Genomic DNA, 518 nt, shown 5'->3' with positions numbered 1-518 from the left:
ACGCAACAAGGCTTCGAGGTCAATTCGATGACGTGTCTTGAGTTTTAAGAGCTGTTTTAAACGATCAAGACCGAGCTGCTTCCAAATCACAGTGAGCGCCCAAACATCGCCTAGAGCGCGGGCAGATTCGAACTGAGCCGTGGAAAGCAAACGCGAGACATTACCTTCGCCAGTCTGCTGTCCTGATGCTTGCAACAAAGCAGCCAGAATTGAATTGGCCTGACTGGTGCTGTCATCGAGACGTCCCAGGTTTGCAATGACGCGTTGGCGTGATCGGCCTTCGCTGTCGCGATAGGACTCAGCCAGTTGGATGTAGCGTCTGTCGCCGGATTTTGTGACTTTGATATACATGCAGCCATTTTAACATAAAACTTTCAAATGCCAATACTTTAAGAATAATAAATGCCAGCACACTAAAACACTTAGGAATAATTAGAAATATTTGATTTGCAACGAAAAATAGGCGTAAAAAAACCGCCCTTAGGCGGCAAAGTGTCGAACTTCGGGGAGTTCTTTGT

1 pseudogene is annotated in these 518 nt (G+C 46.3%); it reads right to left on the bottom strand.

The features are described 5' to 3' along the window. Window positions 1-351, bottom strand: a pseudogene (locus ACOI06_RS14590) (IS1634 family transposase); the annotation flags it as partial. Window positions 352-518: the final 167 nt, after the last annotated feature.

The sequence above is a fragment of the Orrella sp. 11846 genome (assembly GCF_048820935.1).
In the GTDB taxonomy this organism is placed as follows: Bacteria; Pseudomonadota; Gammaproteobacteria; order Burkholderiales; family Burkholderiaceae_B; genus Algicoccus.
The sequence above is the reverse complement of the archived record's forward strand: the minus strand, read 5'-3'. Positions and strand labels throughout refer to the sequence as shown.